19 protein-coding genes and 1 pseudogene are annotated in these 19,949 nt (G+C 39.0%); 14 read left to right on the forward strand and 6 right to left on the reverse strand.

The window, feature by feature from the left end; genetic code table 11:
- Positions 1-2: 2 nt before the first annotated feature.
- The 3 genes from CYAN7822_RS04005 to CYAN7822_RS04015 form a co-directional block, all read right to left on the reverse strand.
- The gene (locus CYAN7822_RS04005) at positions 3-332 is read right to left on the reverse strand and encodes a DUF6883 domain-containing protein (RefSeq protein WP_013320962.1); all 330 of its coding nucleotides are present in this window, start codon (positions 330-332) and stop codon (positions 3-5) included.
- A gap of 171 nt (positions 333-503) precedes the next feature.
- On the reverse strand, positions 504-803 hold the full coding sequence (locus CYAN7822_RS04010) for a (2Fe-2S) ferredoxin domain-containing protein (protein WP_013320963.1): 300 nt from the start codon (positions 801-803) through the stop codon (positions 504-506).
- Positions 804-809: 6 nt separating this feature from the next.
- The gene (locus CYAN7822_RS04015) at positions 810-1,310 is read right to left on the reverse strand and encodes a molybdenum cofactor biosynthesis protein MoaE (protein ID WP_013320964.1); all 501 of its coding nucleotides are present in this window, start codon (positions 1,308-1,310) and stop codon (positions 810-812) included.
- A 292-nt stretch (positions 1,311-1,602) separates the two neighbouring features.
- Here CYAN7822_RS04015 and CYAN7822_RS04020 point away from each other — a divergent pair, with 292 nt between their 5' ends.
- Positions 1,603-2,430, forward strand: a complete 828-nt coding sequence (locus CYAN7822_RS04020; protein WP_245602678.1) for a DUF4344 domain-containing metallopeptidase — start codon at positions 1,603-1,605, stop codon at positions 2,428-2,430.
- On the opposite strand, the gene CYAN7822_RS04025 is transcribed toward CYAN7822_RS04020, so the two are convergent.
- Positions 2,431-3,420 (reverse strand): aspartate carbamoyltransferase catalytic subunit, encoded by a 990-nt coding sequence (locus CYAN7822_RS04025; RefSeq protein WP_013320966.1) that lies wholly within the window; start codon positions 3,418-3,420, stop codon positions 2,431-2,433. It abuts the gene before it with no gap.
- Between the two features lie 110 nt (positions 3,421-3,530).
- On the opposite strand from CYAN7822_RS04025, the gene CYAN7822_RS04030 reads away from it, so the two are divergent.
- The 5 genes and pseudogenes from CYAN7822_RS04030 to CYAN7822_RS40130 form a co-directional block, all read left to right on the forward strand.
- Positions 3,531-4,181 (forward strand): GUN4 domain-containing protein, encoded by a 651-nt coding sequence (locus tag CYAN7822_RS04030; protein ID WP_013320967.1) that lies wholly within the window; start codon positions 3,531-3,533, stop codon positions 4,179-4,181.
- A gap of 143 nt (positions 4,182-4,324) precedes the next feature.
- Positions 4,325-5,749, forward strand: a complete 1,425-nt coding sequence (locus CYAN7822_RS04035) for an efflux RND transporter periplasmic adaptor subunit (protein WP_013320968.1) — start codon at positions 4,325-4,327, stop codon at positions 5,747-5,749.
- Between the two features lie 33 nt (positions 5,750-5,782).
- A complete protein-coding gene (locus CYAN7822_RS04040) occupies positions 5,783-6,994 on the forward strand; it encodes a hypothetical protein (protein ID WP_013320969.1) in 1,212 nt (403 codons plus the stop codon).
- A 134-nt stretch (positions 6,995-7,128) separates the two neighbouring features.
- Entirely contained in the window at positions 7,129-10,422 is a 3,294-nt protein-coding gene (locus CYAN7822_RS04045; protein WP_013320970.1) for an efflux RND transporter permease subunit, read from the forward strand.
- 179 nt (positions 10,423-10,601) lie between these two features.
- Positions 10,602-11,294 (forward strand): annotated as a pseudogene (locus CYAN7822_RS40130) (HsdM family class I SAM-dependent methyltransferase); the annotation flags it as partial.
- Between the two features lie 222 nt (positions 11,295-11,516).
- Here the strand turns inward: CYAN7822_RS40130 and CYAN7822_RS04055 are convergent.
- On the reverse strand, positions 11,517-11,876 hold the full coding sequence (locus CYAN7822_RS04055; protein ID WP_013320971.1) for a hypothetical protein: 360 nt from the start codon (positions 11,874-11,876) through the stop codon (positions 11,517-11,519).
- A gap of 77 nt (positions 11,877-11,953) precedes the next feature.
- Between CYAN7822_RS04055 and CYAN7822_RS04060 the strand changes: the two genes are divergently transcribed.
- The 6 genes from CYAN7822_RS04060 to CYAN7822_RS04085 all read left to right on the forward strand — a co-directional run bounded on the left by CYAN7822_RS04060 (position 11,954) and on the right by CYAN7822_RS04085 (position 17,955).
- Entirely contained in the window at positions 11,954-12,295 is a 342-nt protein-coding gene (locus tag CYAN7822_RS04060; protein WP_013320972.1) for a hypothetical protein, read from the forward strand.
- A complete protein-coding gene (locus CYAN7822_RS04065; RefSeq protein WP_013320973.1) occupies positions 12,295-12,531 on the forward strand; it encodes a hypothetical protein in 237 nt (78 codons plus the stop codon). The genes CYAN7822_RS04060 and CYAN7822_RS04065 overlap by 1 nt, the downstream gene beginning before the upstream one ends.
- Positions 12,524-13,363, forward strand: a complete 840-nt coding sequence (locus CYAN7822_RS04070) for a hypothetical protein (protein ID WP_013320974.1) — start codon at positions 12,524-12,526, stop codon at positions 13,361-13,363. Before CYAN7822_RS04065 ends, CYAN7822_RS04070 begins: the two co-directional genes overlap by 8 nt.
- A 9-nt stretch (positions 13,364-13,372) precedes the next feature.
- Complete coding sequence (locus CYAN7822_RS04075; protein WP_013320975.1) at positions 13,373-13,795, forward strand: hypothetical protein; 423 nt, start codon at positions 13,373-13,375, stop codon at positions 13,793-13,795.
- 3 nt (positions 13,796-13,798) lie between these two features.
- Complete coding sequence (locus CYAN7822_RS04080) at positions 13,799-16,345, forward strand: hypothetical protein (RefSeq protein WP_013320976.1); 2,547 nt, start codon at positions 13,799-13,801, stop codon at positions 16,343-16,345.
- Positions 16,346-16,410: 65 nt separating this feature from the next.
- Entirely contained in the window at positions 16,411-17,955 is a 1,545-nt protein-coding gene (locus tag CYAN7822_RS04085; RefSeq protein WP_245602680.1) for a hypothetical protein, read from the forward strand.
- Between the two features lie 70 nt (positions 17,956-18,025).
- On the opposite strand, the gene CYAN7822_RS04090 is transcribed toward CYAN7822_RS04085, so the two are convergent.
- Positions 18,026-18,247, reverse strand: coding sequence for a hypothetical protein (locus CYAN7822_RS04090; protein WP_013320978.1), 222 nt, complete (start codon positions 18,245-18,247; stop codon positions 18,026-18,028).
- A 214-nt stretch (positions 18,248-18,461) separates the two neighbouring features.
- On the opposite strand from CYAN7822_RS04090, the gene CYAN7822_RS04095 reads away from it, so the two are divergent.
- Positions 18,462-19,229: a hypothetical protein gene (locus CYAN7822_RS04095; protein WP_013320979.1), complete on the forward strand. Its 768-nt coding sequence runs from the start codon at positions 18,462-18,464 to the stop codon at positions 19,227-19,229.
- Between the two features lie 71 nt (positions 19,230-19,300).
- On the forward strand, positions 19,301-19,945 hold the full coding sequence (locus tag CYAN7822_RS04100; RefSeq protein WP_013320980.1) for a hypothetical protein: 645 nt from the start codon (positions 19,301-19,303) through the stop codon (positions 19,943-19,945).
- Positions 19,946-19,949 lie beyond the last annotated feature (4 nt).

Raw genomic sequence — 19,949 nt, forward strand, 5'->3', positions numbered from 1 at the left:
ACCTACCTAATAAACGCAGAAATAAGACGAGGCTTTGCATTCGTAGAAGTGACTTCCCAAATTGTCCGAAGTTGCATTCCTTCTTGATTAGGTATTGTCCAATCTACCTTAAACTGTTGACCAAAATCTGTCTGTGCTTGCTGAATTACTTCCCCTTCAATAGCCGCTAGACGAATCATTGATAATAATAATTCAGCATTTTCTTGAGTGATGCCTAAACGAGACTTGAAAAGCCTAGCTTTATGTTTACCGCTAGAATGGTCAGGATTTAAGCAATAGTTAATTAACTTTTCCATTGCAATTTCCGCTTGTTCTCCGTTAGGCAATTTCATATTTTCGCCGACAAGATAATTGAAAGTGGGATTTTACACCCTTCAACTAAATCCTAAAAATCAACTAAAAAAAACCACCTCACTTATCATCCCTAAAACTACTATTAAGACAAGTATATCAACCCTCTTATCAAGTAGAAAATGAGCAAAGAAGGGCAATTTTAGGAATAGCTAACAGTTAGGATGAAAACGGGGATGTAACTTTTCTTTTACGGGTTTTCCTCCCTTTAAATGTTGTTCCACAATAAGCGGCACATCAGTAGATTGTACTCGACAATACCAAATTTCCTCCGGAATAATTCTCACAGTGGGACTGGTGCTACATTGTCCCTGACAACCTGTCGGCATCACTAAAGTATCATCAGGTAAATCGGCCATGTGAAAGGCTAAAAGAACCTTAGCCGCTCCCTGCACCTGACAAGATTGGTGCTGACAAACCATTACACATCGTTGATGTTCACCATTAATCATTTTTTTTCAACCGTTAGTATTCCCATTATCGACTTCGCAAGCGCCAATACTCACCCACTGACTAGCACCATCTCGCCAAAATTCTTTCTTCCAAATAGGCGCATTATGCTTAAGAGTATCAATAGCATAACGACAAGCTTCAAACGCTTCCCCCCGATGAGGACATCCCACAGCCACTAAAACGCTAATTTCTCCTATCTCTAATTTTCCAATGCGATGATGGATAACCACGCGATTAACCTCTGGCCAACGTTGGCGAATCTGGGCCGCAATAGCGCGAAAAATTTCTCGAGCCATCGGTTCATAAGCTTGATATTCTAAGTAAATTACCGCTTTGCCATCGGTTTGATTGCGAACAGTTCCACTCATCATCACAATGGCACCATTAGCCGCATCATCCGCTAAACGATACACCTCATCCACCGACAAAGGTGCAAACGAGATTTTTAAACTGTCTTTGGCTGCCGTTTCTTGGCTTAAGCTTTCTCTTAGTACATTTACACTCATATCATTTCGCGGCTTAGATCATTATTTATATAATAATTCTAAATTCTTTTTAAAATTTTATCAGAGCAAAGTTAGGGTTTCCTATTCTTTTTTGGTTCTCAGCTTTGTTGAAAACTGAAATCAAACTATTTTATTAATTTTTTCTTAAATTTCTGTTTCTTTTTTCAAAACCCTAAGTTATGCTTGAGGTGTTATTTTTCTCTTTCCTCACACCCGCACTTCTATGTTTAAGGGAATCTCATATAACAAGATAGGTTTATCCCTAAGTTTATCCTTTTTGTTTAGTTTAGGAATGGCTTGGGGATTTGATGTAAAGGCGAAAGAAGTGACTTTATCTCGTCTGAATCAGATTTTGGAGAAAGCTAACCCAACTAGATCAAAAGAAATACCAGCAGTCAATAAAAAATACTCCTCAAGTAAAGGTCAATTTCATGTGGCTTATGTGCCGGTTGAACAGAAAAATTATAAACTGTTAGAAAAAGTTTTTGTTCAATCAAAATTTTTTGAAAATCTCGCTCAATCTTTAAATCAAATCTTCGTTTTACCTTCTAATATAACGATTGTTTTGTCGGAATGTGGACAAGCTAATGCTTTTTATTCTCCTGAGCATCAAGCCATCATCATGTGTTATGAATTAGTGGAAGATTTTGCGGTATTTTCGGCTAAATATGCTAGGACTGACGAAGAATTATTTAACGCCACTCTCGGGGGAACCATGTATGTGTTTATTCATGAATTAGGACACGCCTTAATTCATGTGTTAGATTTACCCGTACTCGGCAAAGAAGAAGACGCAGTAGACCAATTGGCGGTCATTATTGCTAGTCAAGCCGGAGATTTTGGCGAACTTATGGCCATTATTCCTGCTACTCAATACTTACTCAACAGCAATGAAACACAAGCCACCAATGTTGCTTATTGGGATGAACATTCTTTAGACATACAAAGATATTATCAAATAATTTGTTTATTCTATGGTAGCAATCCCGAAAAATATACAGATTTAGCCCGGTTAGCTCGATTACCAGAAGAAAGAGCGCAAAAATGTCCAATTGAATATCAAAAGTCTTATAACAATTGGACGCGCTTGCTTCAACCTCATTTAAGGGCCGGATTTTAGTTAAGATTCGAGATTGCCAATCAAATATAGTAAAGCCATACGCACAGCAACGCCGCTTGTCACTTGTTGAGAAATTAAACTCAAGCGTGGGTCATCCATTAAATCCGAACTTAATTCTACACCCCGATTAACTGGACCCGGATGAAGTACCCGAACTTCCTTTTGACAGAGTTTAAGCCGCTCCCGCGTAATTCCATAACGCAGATGATATTCTCGTAACGAGGGCAAAAGATGGGCCGTCATGCGTTCGCGCTGTAAGCGTAGCGTCATGACAAAATCAGCATCAGATAAAGCCGGTTCTATCTCCCAATGAATCAATAATTTACCTGGACTTTTGCCATTACTCATCCCTTCAAACCATCGGGGAACAAGAGTTGGCGGCCCAGCTAAATGCACATCGGCCCCGGCAGTGGTTAAACTATAAATATTAGAACGGGCTACCCGAGAATGCAGAATATCGCCAACAATAGCGATCTTTTTGCCTTTTAACAGTTCAATGCTCGGATTATCGTTATCTAACAGACAGCAGACCGTAAATAAATCTAGCAACCCTTGAGAAGGATGTTCATGTTGTCCATCTCCAGCATTGAGAATACTTACCCCTGTACGAAGACGGTCCATTTCTTGAGCGATGGCCAGAGGAACCCCCGCCTGTTGATGACGGATGACCATAATATCTGCACCCATCGCTAAATAAGTTTTCGCCGTATCCAAAATGGTTTCCCCTTTAGTTAAAGAAGAAGTGCCCGGAGAAAAATTGAGAATATCAGCAGATAAGCGTTTAGCCGCTAATTCAAAACTACTGCGAGTGCGGGTAGAAGCTTCAAAAAAAAGATTAGCCACCACTTGTCCCTGAAGGGCGGGGACTTTTTTCGTGCGGCGTGACAAAACTTCACGGAAACTCGAGGCGGTTTGCAACAAAATTTCGTATTCAGGCGCTATCCAATCCGCCAAAGCTAAAATATGATTACGGGTCCAAATAAAGGTCATAGCAGTAAGCAACCAACTTATCAATACAATCAAGCCTAGGAACACAAGCATCCCTGTGTTATTCTAAAATTCCTGAACCCATCTTTCGTATTTATTTTAAAGTTTTAGCAATGAAAAAGCTTTTATTGGCTTTTGCCCTCTCTCTAGTCCCCTTCATCAATGTCTCTGCCCAACCCTCTTTCGAGACTAACTCCTCAGCAAGGTCTCAAATATCGCTGATCTCTCCTGAAAGTAAAGTTAACTACACAAGGTTACAAAACTTACTGGAAAAACAAGAATGGCGCGAAGCCAATGATGAGACTTATAATTTATTGCTGAGAGCCTCTAACCGGGAAAGACAAGGATGGATCACCATCGAAGACATTAAAAAATTGCCTTGTTGGGACTTAGCAACCCTCGATCGACTCTGGACAACTTACTCTAACGGACATTTCGGTTTTACTCCCCAATTGAGAGTTTTTGTATCAACCGGAAACCGCCCCGGACGATTAGTCGCGATCGAACCTTATGAAGCTTTTGGCGATCAGGTGGGATGGCGCAAAAATGATGACTGGATTCGCTTTAAAGAGAACTTAAATTACTCGCTTGACGCTCCCGTCGGGCATTTACCTTCCCCTAGACAAGAATATCAAATTAGTGGGGGAAGACTTGATTATGTCACGCTCGCTCAAAGAATAGTCGAGTGTAATGTCGTCTCTTTGCCTTCTCTGCCGACTTCACCAAAACCCGGAAATCAATTACCCAAAAACTTGCCTAGATAAAATTGAAGTAGTTGTTAAACTTTATCAACAGACAACACTTTGTAGATAACATCAACTACAATTTAGCTTAATTATAATTATTCCTTCGCGCTATCAAAGAAAAATTGAAGACTTGATTAAATTCCTGAATTGAACCAATCATTATGAACCAAAACAATATATTAATTTCTCGACAGCTAGTAGGAACGATGGTTGTCCTCTCTTTGTTCACTACTGCCTGTGCCAAAGAACAAGAAACCGCCACAGCACCCAAAGCCATCCCAGTCAAATTGCAAACTTTAGAATCGGCTACCCTCATTGATAGCACACAATACGTAGGCTATTTAGAATCCCAATCTCGTGTCGCCCTAGCGCCCAAAACCGAGGGACGGATCATCAGGCTTTTTGTTAAGGAGGGGGATCAAGTCAGTAAAGGACAAAAAATTGCTCAATTAGAACCCACTAAACAAGAAGAAGATGTTAACTCGGCGGCTTCAACCGTACAAAGCCGCATTGCTGCCCTCACCCAAGCACAAGCAGACTTCCGACAAACCCAGGCACAACGAGATAGTGCTAAAGCAGATATTGCCCGCTTTCAAGCCGATCTAGCCAATGCAGAGGCGAACGCAAGAAGCAAAGAAGCTGACCTGCAACGGGCTACGGCCGAAGAAGATTTAGCTAAAATTAATTATGGACGGGCAGAATTTCTCGTCAAAGAAGGGGTTCAACCTCAACAAGATTTAGATAATAATACCCGCAACCTGAATACAGCTAAGGCAAATGTAGAATCAGCCCGTAAAATTCGCGATGCCGCTTTAGCCTCTGTACAAGCCGCCGAAGGAGCCTTACAAGCCGCTATCAACAATCTACAGGCAGCCAACGAACGAGTCAAAGCCGCTCAATCAGTGGTTAAGCAAGCCCAAGCTAACATCGGTGAAGCGCAAGGTCAATTAGGCTCGATTAATCAAAATTTAATTTATAATACCGTTTTTGCTCCCATTGATGGGTTTGTGGGGGATTTTAATCAGAAAAAAAATGGAGACTACATTAAAACCGGAGAGGAATTAACAACCATTACAGATAATAAAGTTTTTCTACTCAATATTAATATTCCTACCGAACATTATAATCGTCTGCGGATCGGACTCCCCGTACAGTTGATTAATGCAGATGGTACACCGAGAATAAAGGGAGAAGTGAGCTTTATTTCTCCTCTGGCTAATGAAAATGCTCAAGCCATTTTAGTGAAAGTTACTTTCCGCAATGATGGCAGTTTGCGAAATAATCAATATGTCAGAGCTAAAGTCATTTGGGACCAAAAACCAGGGGTATTAGTGCCCACAACGGCGGTGACTAAATTAGGCGGACAAAGTTTTGTTTTTGTAGCCGAAAATGCAGACACTAAAGACGGAAAAACCTCCTTAGTCGCCAAGCAAAAACCGATAACAGTAGGAACCATTCAAGGACAAGCTTATCAAGTGCTAGGAGGAGTCAACGTCGGCGATAAAATTGCCGTTAGCCGCATTTTAGATTTAAAGGATAATACACCTATCTCAACAGAAACCCTCGAAAGTCAAAAGGTTCAATAGTAAGATAAGCATTAAAAATAAAAGGATGAGAAGATGAAGTCTCCTAGCTGGTTGAATCGATTAAATCAGTGGGTTAATCAAGGAGCTTTAGATGCCTTAGATAAAGCTTACTCTGGGGCGAAAACTATTAAAATGTTTGAAGAGCAATATTTTGAGGGAAACAAAATTGCTCCTGATGCCCAAAAAGGGAAAACCCTTGATGATTATTTTCAAAGTTTATTAGAGCGAGAACTTTTACAAATTCGCTGGCATTTAAGCCGCTTTCGTCTAGGAAACTTTTATCATCCTATTCATCTAGGAGAACATTCTGCTCAAGAAAGTAAGATTCTGGAAAGGCTTAATTTTATTGAATCTGTCATCGGCAAATATCGCCATAGTTCAGAAACTGGAGTGATTTCTCAATCCGATTTTTCGCTCTCAAAAACCTCATCGCTAAAACCTTCTAAACTGACTTTAAAAACCGATTCTTCTGTCCCTTCTCCTTGGTTAAACATTTCTGAAAAACTTAGCTCAGAATATGAACAGCAAGTAGTTCAACAGTTACGAAATCTTCGTCAGGAGCGAAAAATTGCACTTCGCTTTCTGGTCTTATTAATTGTTGTGCCAATTCTCGCCCAAGTCATCAGTAAAAATTTTATTTATAGTCCCTTTATTAATGAAAAATTTGTCGATAATGTCACCCTGGAAAAAATCGAAATAAGTCAGGAATTAACCGAGAAATTTTTGTCGGAATTTAGTCGATACAAAGAGGGAATAGAAATAAAATCTTTATTAGGAATAATTCCTGAACTTTCTCAAGAAAAAAAGCAAGAATTGCTCAGAGAAAAAGCGATAGAAATCGGCAAAGAAAAAGCTTATGAGACGTTAAATGGCTGGAAAAATATGTTATCAGACCTAACCTCGTTGGCGGTTTTCACGGGAATGATTTATATTTTTCGCCCTCAATTTACCATTCTGCGAAGTTTTATAAGCCGCTACTTTTTAGGCTTGAGCGATATTACCAAAGTTTTTCTGTTTATTTTGCTTACAGATATGTTCGTTGGTTTTCATTCTGCCGAAGGATGGGAAGTAATTTTAGCAACGGCATTTGAACATTTTGGCTTACCCGAAAACCGCAACTTTATTTTTCTTTTTATTGCAACTATTCCGGTAATTTTAGATTCTACCTTTAAATTGCTAATTTTTAATTTCTTTACCCGTAAATCTCCTACTGCGGTGGCTCTTTTAGAAAAAATGCAGCAATAAAGAAGGTTTTTGTCAACCCAAAAAAATAAAATCAATTTTTGTACAGATATATTATCATATTAACGCAAAATCAAGATCATCCCTTAGAATGAAATCAAGAACTTTCCCGCCTAGTTCTCTACCCCTGTAAATATATGTCTTTATCTGATGGATTTATTAAACGCCCTGTTTTAACTACGGTTTGTAGTATTGTTATTGTCTTAGTAGGAACAATTTGTATGGCATTGTTGCCGCTAGATAAATTGCCACAAATTGCCCCTAAACAGATAGTCGTCTCAGCCAACTATGTAGGCGCAGATGCCAAAACCACCGTAGATAACGTGACTACCCCCATAGAAAGACAAATTAACGGGGTAGACTACATGAGGTGGATGACTTCAAATACTGATAATAACGGTAACTCAAGCATTTCTGTCTCTTTCCCTGTAGAAATCGACTCCAACACGGCCCAAGTTCTCGTACAAAACCGAGTCGCTCAATCTAATCAATTTTTGCCGCAATCCGTTATCGCCACAGGGGTTAATACTCGCAAACAATCCCCCAGTATTACGCTAGTTTATGCCTTCTATTCAGACAAGGGAGCCGATGGCAAGCCGCTTTATCCCATTTCTTTTGTCAATAACTATGTAGATCGCTATATCTGGAACGATCTCAGACGAATAGAAGGGGTGGGAGACTTAGCCTTATTTGGCGGCGATATTTATGCGATGCGGATTTGGGTTGATCCGGACCAACTGGCGGGTAGAGGATTAACCGCGACGGATGTAGTTCAAGCGATCCAACGACAAAACTTTGAGGTGGGAGCCGGTTCAGTTGGGGCACAACCTGCACCCCCTAATCAACAATTTCAAATCCCAGTGCGGGTAAAAGGACGAGTTACCACGCCAGAAGAAGCAGAAAATATTGTGGTGAAAGTGGGAGATAATGGGACTCTCATTCGCATTAAAGATATCGGACGAGCAGAACTCGGTTCACAATCTTACTCCACTCTAGCTTATTTAGATGGGGATAATCCCGCCGTTGCCCTGGTTATTTATCAACTGCCCGGCTCAAATGCACTCGATACCGCCAATGCCATTAAAGCGAAACTGGCAGAATTAGAAAAATCTTTTCCCCCAGGTTTGAAATACGCTATTACCCTTGATAGTACCCTATTTATTAATGCCGCTTTAAAAGATTTATCCATTACCCTTATACAAGCCATTGCCCTAGTAGTCTTAATTATTTTCATTTTCTTACAAGATTGGCGCACCACCTTAATTCCAGCAGTGGCTATTCCTGTCGCCTTAATTGGGGCGATGATTGGCCTAAAAGCGTTAGGATTTACCCTCAATCAGTTAACCCTGTTTGCCTGTGTGTTAGCAACGGGTTTGGTGGTAGATGATGGGATCGTTATTGTAGAAGCCATTTCCACTAAGTTATCTCAGGGAATGCGCCCTGTGCAAGCGGCTCTCGATTCTATGCAAGAATTGTTTGGGGCGACGATTGCCACATCAGTCGTATTGATGGCGGTGTTTGTGCCTGTGTCTTTTTTCCCAGGAACCACAGGGATTGTTTATCGACAGTTTGCGCTAACCATCGCCTTTGGCATTGCTTTTTCTACCTTTAATGCCCTTAGCTTCTCTCCTACCATGTCCGGGGTGATGTTACGTCCTCCCACACCCCCTCATGGCCCCCTTGCTTGGTTGTTTAGGGAATTTAATCGAATGTTTGCCGGCATTCAGGGAGGATATCGCAGACTGATTGAACTGTTAACTCATATCAAACTGGTTATTGTTACGATTTTTATCGCAGGCATCGTGCTAACGGGTTGGATGTACCAAACTATGCCCCAGGCCTTTGTTCCTGCTGAAGACCAAGGTTATCTGTTTGGTATTGTGGAAGCACCGCCCGGCGTTTCTCTCACCTATACTGCTGATGTGAGCAAGAAAGCTTTAACACAAATCATGCAGCGTGAAGAAATTGAACACGCACTAGCCCTTAATGGTTTTTCCTTTGAGGGACAAAATAGCAATAAAGCGATCATTTTCACGAAGCTGAAACCTTGGGATGAACGCGCAGGGGCGGAAAAATCAGTATATGGGGTTATTAGAAGCTTAAATAGAACTTTTAGACAAAAAATTGAAAGTGCTAAAGTTTTTGCCGTTAATGCGCCTGCTGTAGACGGGTTAGGAAATTTTGACGGTTTAGAAATGTTTATTCAAGACCGTCAGTTAAAAGGAATGGCGGCCTTAATTGATAATGCTAAACGGGTGATGCAGGAGGCTAACCAGCGTCCTGAAATTGCTTCGGCTTTTACGACCTACACCTTTGACAGCCCGATGATTGAGGCTTCTATTGACCGAGATAAAGCGAATGCTCAAAACGTAGATGTGCAGGAAATTTTGAACACGCTACAAACCTATTTAGGCGCAAGTTACGTTAATCAATATGTTCTAGATGGACGGCTTTATCGGGTTTATGTGCAAGCTGAAGGGGCACTTCGTTCTAACCCGAATGATATCGGTCGTCTGTACATTCGCTCACGCAATGGAGCCATGATACAACTGAGTAACTTACTCGAGGAAGAACCCATTACCTATCCGCCGATTTTAACCAACTATAACGTTTTTCCGGCTATCAAGCTGATTATTTCACCCGCTCAGGGCTATAGTTCAGGGGTAGCCATTAAGGTGATGGAAGAAATAGCCGCCACTACCTTACAACCGGGCTTTGGTTTTGAGTGGACTAATACCGCCTTTGAGGAAAAATCGTCGGGGGGGGCTGCACCTATTGTATTTGGGTTAGGTTTTGTGATGGTGTTTTTGGTGTTAGCGGCTCAGTATGAGAGTTATGTTGACCCCACCATTATTATGATTACTGTGCCTTTGGCTATCTTAGGAGCGTTAGGAGGAATCTGGTTAAGAGCGACCTTTATTCAGCCGCTATCCGGAGGCATTTACCCCACTCTTAACAATAATATTTATGCTCAGGTAGCCTTAGTGATGTTAATTGGGTTAGCCAGTAAAAACGCGATTCTGATTGTCGAGTTTGCTAACCAAGCCCGAGATTTAGGGATGAGTATTACTCAAGCGGCGATTCATGCCGCAGAACAACGATTTCGCCCGATTATCATGACGGTAATTTCTTCTCTGGTGGGTTTCGCTCCTTTGCTTATCGCCGAAGGGGCGGGGGCGGTTAGTCGTTGGTCTTTGGGAACGGCTATTTTTGGCGGCTTATTAGTTTCTACCTTGTTGAGCTTGCTATTTGTCCCCAATTTGTATATTGTTATTAAAAACCTAGAAGAGAACTTCATCAAAGGTGGTGGGAAACCGCCTAAAGGCCCGAAACCCATTAGTGCTAAGGATGTAGAATCTAGACCTGAGCCTCAGTATAAAGAGCAAGATGGGGGTGTGCCAACTTTCAAAGCGTCTCCGCAAAATGAGTAAGCCATTCTTGTAGATTCTTTACTCTCATTGGCTACTCTATATAATTACAGTCTAGGTTTTTTAATCTGGGCTGTATTTTTTGGGGAGAATAGTGCCCCGCACCCTGAAGGCTTGCCTCTCTTCGTCTGTACTAAATTTTACCCCTATTTTGGCTCTAAACTGTCGCCTTAGCTAATCCCCCTTATGGTAAAGATTGGAAGCGAGATGAACCGGCAGTAAAACAAGAAGCTACCATAACAGGAAGCCGCTTTAGTGCAGGTACTCCTCGCATTAGTGATGGACAATTATTATTTTTACAGCATAAGCTTTCTCGGATGAAGCCGCTAGAAAATGGGGGTAGTCGGGTGGCTATTGTTATGAATGGTTCTCCCTTGTTTACTGGAGATGCAGGAAGCGGAGAAAGTGAGATTAGACGCTGGATATTAGAGAATGATTGGTTAGAAGCAATTATCGCTTTACCTGAGCAGTTATTTTATAATACTGGAATTGCGACTTATGTCTGGATATTAACGAATGGACAACGCTTTGCTATCATCATTGATGAAGCCCACTCATCCCAAACAGGAGAAACCAGCCGCCAACTCAAAGCCGTCCTGAGTACCTCCCATTTAGAAACAGCCGCCGCCGAAGAAGAAAGCATCGAAGACGACACCGAAGACAGAATAGAAGAAGCCGCCAGAACTAGAGGAAACCTGCCCAACCTCAGCTATTTTGCCTTTACCGCCACTCCCAAAGCCAAAACCCTCGAACTCTTTGGTACTAAACAACCCGATGGCACATTTGCCCCCTTCAGTCTCTACACCATCTGGCAAGCCATCGAAGAAGGGCTGATTTTTATGTCAGTTTTTATGTCAGTTTATGTCAGTTTTTGAGAATCTAAAATAGGTAGGTGTTTCCTAGAAGTTAATACCAGTAAGGGTTTGACGAATGGCTCAGGCGAGATTTGAACTTGCGACCTTGGGCTTATGAGTCCCCAGACAAGCTTTATACAAGTATTATACATCAAATGGTTTAGATAACTACAATAAAACCTAGACTGAATCTAGACTGAATTATGATGTAGCATCAAATAATCTTTCTGTATTATTTGCTTTTTAGCGACGGCATTTTACGATATCGAAAGTCGTCGCCTCTCTTATCCATAAAACATGAGTGGGCTTAGTTTCTTTGTTGGTTAAGGTGAGTGTGAGTGAGTCAATTTCTCCATTGAAATTCAAGGTTTTTTCTAGACGGTATTCATCCGCTTCAACATTGTAAATTCCCCACTGCCAAAAATCGGGGTTATTAGCCGGCTTTGCTCGTAAATGCAGCAAAGATCCTTTTGTTAAACCAAAGTTTTCTAAAAAGGGGGAAAAATCAAGTAAAACAGAACTATCTTTTTGTCCTCTCTGAAAAGTAGAAAAATTTCCTTTGCCAATTTTTATTATAGTTGGGTCATATATTATTTGTTTCATGGTTCTTTGCTTAAATCTATTTTCTTTTGTATCATAAAATATGTATGTACTTGTTTTTGAAAATTTCAAAAATTATTATGGCTCAACCTTTGTCATCTATTTCAGGATGCTCAATAGACAATTCGACCCCCTCTAATCCGGTTTTAAGAATTCCTTACAGTTCTATCGCTGCTTCTATAACCTGGACAACTCCGACTATAGACAACTTAGATCCCTGGATTGAAGGCATACTTGCCACAGTAGCTGCTTACCAGTTAGCTAACCCCTCAAATACGGCTATAAATGTATTAATTGGGCAAAGCAGTTCTAATCAGCCGGCCTCTAGAAATGGTGTTGACAATCGTGCAAATTCTAGAAGAATTATAACAACCTGGTCAACTCAAACCGTATCGCCGGTTATTGATGGAGATAATCTATAATGCCTCAAATCAGAAAAGCTAAAATTACTATGTCTGTTGAGGCTTTGATAATCGACCAAGAAGACGGACTTAATCCAACACACAGCCAGTTAGTGCTAGGTGATTTTCTTCAAAATCAAATTTATTTTCCTCCTTACAGCCTGGTAGGGGAAGCAAATGAGTTTAAATTTGATATTGAGTTAAAGTTTTTAAAAAAATCAGCCAAGCTAATCGATATAGAATTAACGAATGTCTGAGTCTGATCTTTGTTGTCAAGCTTTGGGTATTATTGGGGACTGGGATATTTATGTCAAAGTCCCTGTTTTAGTTCCGTCTAAGATCAAGTTCAATTGGAATGATGGCACAGGATGGCAAGAAATTAATGGGACGGATTATTTAATTCAACAATCAGGAGGGATAGGCTATGGAGACTTGGTTTTAGTCGCTTATACTTACACAATAAAAAATAGATCAAGAACTACCACAATTAACAGGTCTGGTTATTTTTATTATCCAGTAAGCATGATAATCCGTGACGAGGACGGGTGGATCAACCTTTATATTGTTGATTATTTTGAGGAGGCTTTTATAATTGGGGCAGATCCATCACAAGGGGGAAGTATTTTAAATTATTCAATTCTTAATGTCACCCCAACTGGGTCGGGAGGAGGAACTACTCAATATAACCTTAAAATTTATGATAGTTCTATTCTTGTTTACAATCAAACTAGAACAACAAGCCCTACAGCCAATAAGGAATCAAAATACTGTATTTACCCTGATAATTGGCTTTTTTTAAGCACTTATCAAAATTACGATAGGGGAGCTTATTGCCAAGAATTCCCCAATAGAAACAAAAACGAGTTAAAACTAATTTCACCCCTCTTTATTGGGTTAGTAGGTTACCCTAATTTAGCTTCTGCCCAGTCTCCCGATGATTGCTCAGATCCTCCTCTTTTCAAGGTGGAGTGCAAGCCATATAAACGTTGTCCTGAAGGGTCTTGTGAGGTTATCTGTGGGGATATGGTGTGCTGTTATTCAGAAGAAGGTAATTTAGTAGAAAGCTTTCCATTAAGCCAACTTTATTAAAAAAAAATAATGATTGAATTCTATAAAAGAAAAACCAACTATCTTCCTAATGGACGTAAATATTACACTAGAGAGACTATTAATACCCGTGAAGATGGGCTATTAGAGGAAAATCCTTATGAATCAAGACATTCAAAAATAGGGAAAATTTTTTTAGTCGCTGAATGGAATATGTCAGATGGAGAAACAGGAATTTATCTTGGTTACAATGATCGAATTAATCAAGCCTTTGGTCATGGAACATTTGGAAAGCTAATAAAGGATTCTGGGTTAAATTTAAGAAACCCTAAGCATGAAAATATTATTAATTTTTTTGAAGAGAGATTGAAATTAGAATCCCTTGATATACCTATTTTGGGTTATCGCATAACTAAGGAATATGGGACAGATGAGTATGAGTATTTTGCTTTTGTTTTAAAAAAAGGAGAGTAAGCTATGGTAGGATGTGAATCTTTTTGTACTAAAGCGGAGTGTGCAGATCTAAAGGAACAAATACGTGCTATCTGGAATATATTAGAGGGTTTATCGTCGGCATTTTGTTCTAAAGAAGACTGTGTTCAACTTTGGGGGCAAGTTCTTGCTATTAATTATAAACTCGATAATACTTTAAAACTTCTAAATACTCACATAGACTCAAAAGCACCAGAAGCTCACAATGCTTGTTCTGAGGAAGAATGTAACCAAATAGAACGAAAAGCCGAAGAAGCTAAAGCGATAGCTTTGTTGGCTAAAGATTTAATAGAGGTTCACTCCGACCAACCCTTATCAGGCGCGCATGAGTTTGATTGCGATGTTGACGTTGACGTTAGTTTAGCAGCAAGCAAACAATCATCCTCACTAGTGATTTATACCTCTGTCTCTGTTTGCGGAAAAAAAGGATCAGACAAGGAGGAAATTACTCTTAACCTAAAAGATAACTCAGACGACTTTTGTACTAAAGAAGAGTGTGAAGAGTTAAAAAATCTAATTGGATTGAATAACTTGAGGATAGGCGATTTACAAATCTCTCAATCTGCCCAACAAGAAGACATTGATAATCTAAAAGATAAAGTAGAAAAAACCAACCAAGATAATACAGATATTAAACGTGGTGACATACCTATACCTATTTATTATGGCGATGGTTCGTTGGTTGGGAGTACAAAAAATTTTCCTAAATTCATTGGGGGAGGGGGTTCTATGGACTTAAACGACTTGATAGATAAATTAAACGAGATTCAGTTAGATGTTCATCAATGCTGTAACAATATTTCTTCTGTAGGAGATGCTGTTTCTACAGTAGGAGATTCAGTCTCTAACGTAAATGAGGGACTAAAACAGTCCTCACAAGTTTTAGGGGCACAAATGGATGTCAATCAAGATGAAGCTAGGAGTTGGTTTAATATAAACATCAACTCAAATAATCAACAAAGTGTTGATCTAAAAGAAGTTCTTTATTATCTGAAAAAGGTTGATTCTCTTTTGAATAAAGACGATTCTGTAAGCACGGGAGGTTGTTCTTTAGATGCGGCTACGGGAATTAAGGTTTTTAATCCCACAAATAATAATTATCAAATCTCAAACATAAATGATTATCTTAAAACTATGTTTGTTTATCTAAGAGAAATTCACAAAACGGCTTGTGAATCCAGTACAGGACAGCAAGCTGATGTAGAGAAAATTTGGAGGCTACTCGGTGGCGATAGCATTTTTACAGCTAACCCAGACGGAACCATTCAAGAAAAAATTCTGAACCTAGAAAAAGATATGAGAAAAGACATAGACAATATGTTTTATCCAGTTACAACGGATGCCATTAAAGGAGATAGATTAATTAAGCATCTGCCCGATTATTTAAGGGCTATAGGAGCGACCGAACACTATAGATCAGGTCATTATAAGTATGATGAAAATTATAAGCTCATACCTGATATGACTATGAGTGTCCAGGAATTAAGAGAAGCCCTAAACTTACCCGAAGAAACTGAAATTGATTTTAATCAACTAACCGAAGAACAAGAAGAACAACTTGCCACGCTTCAAATAGATGATGATGATGAAAAATGGAAATGGTCATATAACCAAACTATGGAAACATTAGGTAAAATTCCTTTACGATTTAGTATTGCTAAGGATCATCCTTTGATACAAGACTTTGATATCAACTCTGTTGAATGGACTGAATTTAGCGCAGTGCCGCCGGGATTCTTTAAAACTTTTAGTGATGATAAAGGCTTCTATAAGGGAATAAGATATGTGCTTGCTGTTAAAGATGCTGAGAAAGATATTGATATAGAAATATCTTCATTAAGTGATGGTGTTGTTGAGCTAATGGGTTTAATGATTGCTTCTATGACCAACGATAAGTTGGCAAAAGAAATGTTAACTAGACAACTTATTGAAACAGCATCATTGAAGCAAATTTTAATGACTTCTTATAGTAAATTAGAAGCCGTGCAAGCTTATTTGGGTTGTGATTTTCGAGAAAAATCTGACGAGTATGATCTTGTCTTTAATCCAACCCCCAATGATACAAGTGATCAGACACTTGAAATGATTGGTTTGCTCGAACCAACTAAAGTAAATTATAAAAGAGACATTTTTGGCAAAGGCCATAATGAAACACTTGAATCTAAGCTTAGAGAACTTCTTAATGCTGCCATGATAATAAAGGCTAAATATTGGCGACAAATAGCGTCAAATAAAAGCACTACTGTGGCAGATGAAACAGCTACTAAAGTAGATTTAAAGCTTAAATTTAAAAAAGCATTAGATTTAGGCGCTGAAATTTTAGGGGATGATAAAAAATCTCCAACTGAAGAAGAACCCAATAAAACAGAATTTGATGACTTTATCAAACAAGTTGAGTATGGTTTTGGACAAACCATAGGCGATATTGATAATGATGGTAATACTAAAGATCCTTATGGACGAGATAAAAGTGAAAGACCCAAAATTCAACGCTTTAAAGACACAAAAGAGGAAAAAGGAGGTAATGTTTAATGACCCTTTCTTTGCCTAGATTTACTAATTGGAAAGCTTTAAGTAAGTCTCCATCTAATCGCTCAATGAAATCCTCAAAAGTCATAGCAACAGGTGAATTGTTTAATGCTGTTGCTAGTGTATTTAACTTTATTGTTAGTGATTTGATAGGTGGTGCTTTTACTTGGAGTGCGACAAAAATATGGTCAATACTTGTTGCTGGTGCAATTTTTGCATTTAACTTTAATTGGAATATTCCCGATGAGGATTTAGAAGCTAGATTTAAACAAGCTGAGATTGCCTGGTATGGTCAACTAGGATCGGCAATAGGAACAAGTTTAGGCTGGTTAGCCTGCGGGATTGTTCCTAGTTTGTTAATTATGTCTTTTAATGAGGCAATGGGTAGTCAGATTTTATTAAGCGTAGGCGAGGAAGCTTACGAAGAAATGATAAGCGAGCTTTCTTTACTCATAAATATGGGGGTTAGAAATAAATGTAACCAGTTAATGGCTGAGATGTTTATTGGGTTTAGGTGGCTTATTAAGAATGCGGCTAATGGTTTAGAACCAGATACAGCATTAGGGGGCATTGCCACTAAGGTATTTCAATCTTTTCCCAAGCTTAAAGAATCTGCTAAATCGTGGGGCGATAAGGGATCTAAGCCTTGGGTATTGTCTCAAAAAATAGAAGAGTACATTGAAAGCTTACCTATTGAGCAAAAATATCAAGAATTTTTTGAAGAATTACTTGATTCTTTTGGTGATTCTTGTATAGAGGCCGGCTATGTTGTTGCCGGTGGAATAGACGAGTTTCTAGCTAACCAAAGCGTAGCTCAAGCAATTAAACAACAACCTAACACAGTAGTTATTACGCCTAATAGATTGGCCCCAAACCAAAAACTTATTTTACATGGCACTACTGAACAACTAAAACAATCTATAACGGCTGCTTTGGCTAACTACCAAATTGTTGATGGTAAAGATATAGGCATTGATTTAGGAATGCCGCTTATTGAACGCGCCCACAAACAAATCAGCGAGTATGTCATTACCCTTTTTCTTAAGTCGAAACAAAAACCCCCTTATGGCAGGGATGCTAAACAGCACCAAATAAAACTAAATTCAGCAAATAAGCTTAAATTTACTGATTTTGATAAAGTCATTAGGGCTTTAGGTGGTGGTGGTAAAGATGGTAATTTGGGCTATATGTATGGCCGGTTCTTTGGCCGTGCCCAAATGAGTGACGGCTCTACACTAGAGCTATGGTGTGATACAAGCGAGAACGTAAAGACAAGGATAGAAGCAATAGCAGAATTAAGCGAAGCGACTATTCAAACCCTAAACATCACCGAAGAAATTAAAGACTATCAAAGAAAAAAAATTGAGGGTTTATCTAAAGACATTTATAGGGTTTATCCCTGGAAAGTGGAGGTGATACGAAAAACAAAAGTTTATGATGATTACGGTAAATCCTTCAACGATACCACAGGTAACCTTAAATCAACGAAGCAGGGATATTACGATCACTCTTACCCTTACACGCTGGAATTATGGCAAGGGCAAGAGCCGGCTAATTGGGATGCCGCTATGGCGGAACTAACCAAGTTGATACCACTACCTAACCCAATTTAAACAATATCCTTTTTTAAAATATTTTAAAAAACGTTTTTGAGATTATTTTTAAAAATAATCTCCTTTGTTTTTAGAAAGGAGCGTCAATGCCATAAAGCTCTTTTATCAAATAACGCCTTTCTTTTGACAACTGCTCAAGCACTTGTTCTTCCGTCCACCCTAATTCCTCCATCCATCTTTGTAGCATTTGAGGTCTGGGTCGATACCAATTAATATGACCCCATTTTTTCTTATACCTTGCCATTGCTTTGCGAGTATTGCGATTTGCCTTGTCATAAAGTGGTGTATCCATGTCCTCTCTTAACTCTTTGAATATAATTCTATATTTTTAAATTAGTTTACAAAAATTTACAATCAATGCAAACAACCTTCAAGCCTAGTCACGACCCTTAATATTATATTACCTAGGCAGAAAGTTTGAGTATGGTTTTAAGCCGTTTTATAGGCTTGTTTAATTTCTTTTTAGACGTTAGTGTAAAAAAGAACAAACTGAAACAGAGAAAATAATGCTCGAATTTCTTCAGCCCGGTAACGTGACGACAACCAAGGGTTTATTTATAGGTATTCCTAATTTACCTAACTCCTTTACAGAAGATTATTTAACGACCCAAACTGCCGCTTATAAAAATGGAAGATTTATTCTCAGTGTTTTAGATAAATTTTCTGAGTTAATTACTGCGACCGACTTTCTATCAAATCCTAACGAAACCAATAAACTAGGAGTCACTATAAGCGAGATTCCTATACGTGTTGATTCTGATACCGAGGATCGTCTAATTAACATTAAATTTATTAAAGTACTGAACACCTTAACTAAATCAATTGTTACCCCTGATATAGGAGATCCATTAGATGAATCATTTCCTACAGGCAAGTTCGATTTAAATGGTGTATTTCCCTTAGCTCAATTACTTAACGTTGGAGATTCGGTAAGCTATGCCGGTGCTGTAATTAGCGAAACAGTTCTATTGGCTAGTGGATTAAGTTCTTTATCATTAACCGTTGACGGACTAGCCTTCTTGGAGGCTTTTCTTAGAGGCATTTATAATAATGTCCCTTCTCAAAGCGGCGGTATTACTTCGGTAATTCTTCCCTATGCCCGTCCTGTAGTAAGGGTAGAGCCTTCATCTTTGCTCAATAATGTTGTTTCATTTTTTGACGGGGTAGATGCCATCACTAATAATATTTTTAATGTTCTGTTGTCTATTAATTTTTCTGTATCAATAAGAATGAAAATTACCTCGGATAGGACTACAGTTTCAACAACCACCTAAAATCAAAAATTAAGATTAAAAGTTTTTAGTCCTATTAAGCAAGCAACTTAAACAATTAAAAGGAGTAAAAAATGTCAAGCTATACACGAGGAAAACTTAGGGATGTTTTAACTTTTGTGTTATTATATGACACGCCGGTCAATATTTATTACAATTGGAGTGCTAAAGATATCGCGACTCTCGCCGGAGTTTCTAAAAGTGATTTAACAAGTCATTTAGGACATTTAACCACAGTTGCAAACACTAGCATAGTAATTGTAGGGGCCAGTTCACCAAAACCGCCTACAGTCAAAAAAAATATCAACAGAAACCCAACAGCGAAACAACAGGGTTCTGTATCTACCTTTTGTGCTAGAGCCTCTTTAAATACCGCCTTAGTGAACGGATGGAAACTTGCAGGTCACGGAAGAGTTACTTCTATTAAAAATAATGCAAGAACTGTAACTGCATTAGCCGGAATAAGTAACGGCGCAGTTTATGCTAGTCCTATGAATGCGGGAGACTATGCCGACTATAAAACAGAATTGGCATTAATAGATCCCGCTACAATCAATACTGCCAATGAAAGAAATTTAATTGTTCGAGGTGCTTCTAGACCTAGAGCAGCCCATGCTACAAAGACCTTAGCAGACGGTTCTACTATAAGCGGCTATTATTCTCCTGATGCACCAATCTTGGCTAATGGTTGGACTCCTGATTCTCCTGAAATAACCTAATCAT

This window comes from Gloeothece verrucosa PCC 7822 (assembly GCF_000147335.1).
Taxonomy (GTDB): Bacteria; Cyanobacteriota; Cyanobacteriia; order Cyanobacteriales; family Microcystaceae; genus Gloeothece; species Gloeothece verrucosa.

Bases quoted from the DNA above. Each gene is read 5' to 3' on its own strand.
- CYAN7822_RS04005 (WP_013320962.1), bottom strand. From the start codon at position 332: ATGAAATTGCCTAACGGAGAACAAGCGGAAATTGCAATGGAAAAGTTA.
- CYAN7822_RS04010 (WP_013320963.1), bottom strand. From the start codon at position 803: ATGATTAATGGTGAACATCAACGATGTGTAATGGTTTGTCAGCACCAA.
- CYAN7822_RS04015 (WP_013320964.1), bottom strand. From the start codon at position 1,310: ATGAGTGTAAATGTACTAAGAGAAAGCTTAAGCCAAGAAACGGCAGCC.
- CYAN7822_RS04020 (WP_245602678.1), top strand. From the start codon at position 1,603: ATGGCTTGGGGATTTGATGTAAAGGCGAAAGAAGTGACTTTATCTCGT.
- CYAN7822_RS04025 (WP_013320966.1), bottom strand. From the start codon at position 3,420: ATGACCTTTATTTGGACCCGTAATCATATTTTAGCTTTGGCGGATTGG.
- CYAN7822_RS04030 (WP_013320967.1), top strand. From the start codon at position 3,531: ATGAAAAAGCTTTTATTGGCTTTTGCCCTCTCTCTAGTCCCCTTCATC.
- CYAN7822_RS04035 (WP_013320968.1), top strand. From the start codon at position 4,325: ATGAACCAAAACAATATATTAATTTCTCGACAGCTAGTAGGAACGATG.
- CYAN7822_RS04040 (WP_013320969.1), top strand. From the start codon at position 5,783: ATGAAGTCTCCTAGCTGGTTGAATCGATTAAATCAGTGGGTTAATCAA.
- CYAN7822_RS04045 (WP_013320970.1), top strand. From the start codon at position 7,129: ATGTCTTTATCTGATGGATTTATTAAACGCCCTGTTTTAACTACGGTT.
- CYAN7822_RS04055 (WP_013320971.1), bottom strand. From the start codon at position 11,876: ATGAAACAAATAATATATGACCCAACTATAATAAAAATTGGCAAAGGA.
- CYAN7822_RS04060 (WP_013320972.1), top strand. From the start codon at position 11,954: ATGGCTCAACCTTTGTCATCTATTTCAGGATGCTCAATAGACAATTCG.
- CYAN7822_RS04065 (WP_013320973.1), top strand. From the start codon at position 12,295: ATGCCTCAAATCAGAAAAGCTAAAATTACTATGTCTGTTGAGGCTTTG.
- CYAN7822_RS04070 (WP_013320974.1), top strand. From the start codon at position 12,524: ATGTCTGAGTCTGATCTTTGTTGTCAAGCTTTGGGTATTATTGGGGAC.
- CYAN7822_RS04075 (WP_013320975.1), top strand. From the start codon at position 13,373: ATGATTGAATTCTATAAAAGAAAAACCAACTATCTTCCTAATGGACGT.
- CYAN7822_RS04080 (WP_013320976.1), top strand. From the start codon at position 13,799: ATGGTAGGATGTGAATCTTTTTGTACTAAAGCGGAGTGTGCAGATCTA.
- CYAN7822_RS04085 (WP_245602680.1), top strand. From the start codon at position 16,411: ATGAAATCCTCAAAAGTCATAGCAACAGGTGAATTGTTTAATGCTGTT.
- CYAN7822_RS04090 (WP_013320978.1), bottom strand. From the start codon at position 18,247: ATGGATACACCACTTTATGACAAGGCAAATCGCAATACTCGCAAAGCA.
- CYAN7822_RS04095 (WP_013320979.1), top strand. From the start codon at position 18,462: ATGCTCGAATTTCTTCAGCCCGGTAACGTGACGACAACCAAGGGTTTA.
- CYAN7822_RS04100 (WP_013320980.1), top strand. From the start codon at position 19,301: ATGTCAAGCTATACACGAGGAAAACTTAGGGATGTTTTAACTTTTGTG.